The sequence below is a fragment of the Bacillus sp. K2I17 genome, assembly GCF_002209985.1.
GTDB classification, from domain to species: domain Bacteria; phylum Bacillota; class Bacilli; order Bacillales; family Bacillaceae_G; genus Bacillus_A; species Bacillus_A wiedmannii.
Window position 1 is genome coordinate 1 of record NZ_NJGF01000105.1, and the last position, 2499, is coordinate 2499.

The window sequence follows — 2499 nt, forward strand, 5'->3', positions numbered from 1 at the left end:
AAGCTCTCTAGCGCCGATGGTAGTTGGGACCTTGTCCCTGTGAGAGTAGGACGTCGCCAAGCAACTTTAAGACGAGTCAGAATGACTCGTCTTTTTTGTGTTTTAAACTTCTTATCAGCTTCAAGTAAGTAATCCGTATTCTTTTGATCCCCTCATATTCATTTTCTTTCATCATTTTTGATGTGTAGTTTAAGATTTTCTATTCTATTTTTTGTAGAAGCAATCTATCGGTGTGTTAAAATAGTACAGTTGTTTTTCGAGGTACTTTAATATAGGAAGATTTAAATTTTTTTAAGGAGATAATATGAAAAAGATAGGTGTAATTACTATAGTAGCTTTAGTCCTTCTAGCAATTACTTATATGTTAGTCGGGAATTATTTTTATAATTATGCGTTGAATGCGAAACAAGAGAAAGAGTTTTTAGAGGATAATCCTCACTTAGTAGAAACTGTGAATGCATCGGGAGGTGTGTTCGCTACAAATGAAGAAAAGGATGCGAACTTTGTATCAAATCATAAACCTAATACACGAAACATAAATTCTTTCGATAAGTTGAAATTAACAGGTTATGAATATATGAATGAACAATCTAGTCATAAATGGGCAATTGTAGTTCATGGATATGATAGTAGGGCATCGAAAATGACGAAATATATCCGGAACTTTTATGAACAAGGATATAACGTCATAGCGCCAGACCTTCGTGGGCATGGAAATAGTGAAGGTGATTATATAGGGATGGGCTGGCATGATCGTAAAGATATTTTGATTTGGATTCAACAAATTGTAAAGAAAGACCCTAATGCTGAAATAGCACTCTTTGGTGTTTCAATGGGGGGAGCAACTGTAATGATGACTTCAGGTGAAGAGTTACCTTCTAACGTTAAAGTTATTATTGAAGATTGTGGATACTCAACTGTTATTGATGAATTTACGTATCAACTAAAAGATCTATTCCATTTGCCAAAGTTTCCTGTTATGAATGCGGCAAATACAGTTACAAAATTAAGAGCTGGATATGATTTAGAAGAAGCTTCAGCTATAAAACAAGTGGCGAAAAGTAAAACACCTATGCTATTTATTCATGGGGATGCTGATACATTTGTTCCTTATGAAATGTTAGATGAAGTATATAATGCTGCAAAAGTAGAAAAAGAGAAATTAATTGTTCCAGGTGCTGGACATGGAGAAGCCGAGAAGGTAGATTCGAATAAATATTGGAATACCGTATGGAAGTTCGTGGGGAGATACATTCCAGCGTAATTAGATTGTTTTAGATTTGTATATACGATAATCAGAAGGAAAGGTTTTTATACTTTTGATTATCGTTTTTTCTATTTAAAAACTTATTTTAGTTTGTAGTATATAAGGTTTGAAGCATAAATTTTTGAATTCCTTATTGCCAGTGCTACAATAATTGAAAACTACATGTTAATGAGGTGTTTCTATGAAAATTGAAGTATGGTCAGATTTTGTATGCCCATTTTGTTATATTGGGAAACATAGATTAGAAATGGCTTTAGAGCAATTTCCGCATAAGAAGGATGTTGAAGTGGAGTTTAAAAGTTTTGAATTAGACCAAAATGCTCCAATCTATTCTGGAACAAGTATTAATGAAGTACTTGCATCAAAGTACGGGATTAGTATTGAAGAAGCTAAGCGTAATAATGTACAACTAGGAAATCATGCAGCTAGTATGGATTTAAATTTTAATTTTGAAGAGATGAAGCCGACGAACACTTTTGATGCGCATCGTCTAGCTAAATTTGCAAAGGATCAAGGGAAAGAAAAAGAGATTACGGAAAATCTACTTTTTGCATATTTCACTGAATCGAGAAATTTAAGTGATGTGGATACGCTTGCTACTATTGCTGAAGCTTCAGGTTTAGATAAGCAAGAAGCTTTACGTGTTATTAATGATAAAGGTGCATATGCAAATGATGTTAGAATTGATGAATCGATTGCTCAGCAATATCAAATTTCAGGAGTACCTTATTTTATTATTAATCAAAAGTATGCTATTTCAGGTGCGCAACCACTCGAAACTTTTGTCGGTGCACTTCAACAAGTGTGGGAAGAAGAGAATCCTGCACCTAAGTTACAAGAGCTTTCTTCAGAGGGTGGAAGCGATATGTCTTGTACGGATGAAAGTTGTTCGATACCTTCAAAAGAACAATAGTTTTTATGAAGGAATAGCAACCCATAGAGTATTTTATGGGTTGCTTATCTATTCTTATAGAAGAGGTATATAAATACATAATTTAATAACGTAAATAGGATTTATAAAAAATGAAGTTTTTTTATAAAAACATATTGACGGTTGTATCTTAGAGGTGTAATATAGAACAAGTCGCCGATGCAATAACGCAGAACGCGGTAAACAAAATAAAAAACTTAGTTGACATTAACTAACGAAGATGTTAACATAAGGGAGTCGCAAATGAGCGACCAAGTAGTTCTTTGAAAACTGAACGAAACAAACAACGTGAAACGTCAAT

The 2499-nt window shown here is 33.6% G+C and carries 2 protein-coding genes; both read left to right on the forward strand.

The annotated features are described in order from the left end of the window. Positions 1-304: 304 nt before the first annotated feature. On the forward strand, positions 305-1264 hold the full coding sequence (locus tag CER22_RS30825) for an alpha/beta hydrolase (RefSeq protein ID WP_088061498.1): 960 nt from the start codon (positions 305-307) through the stop codon (positions 1262-1264). Positions 1265-1448: 184 nt separating this feature from the next. After that, positions 1449-2180: a DsbA family oxidoreductase gene (locus CER22_RS30830; RefSeq protein ID WP_088610487.1), complete on the forward strand. Its 732-nt coding sequence runs from the start codon at positions 1449-1451 to the stop codon at positions 2178-2180. Positions 2181-2499 lie beyond the last annotated feature (319 nt).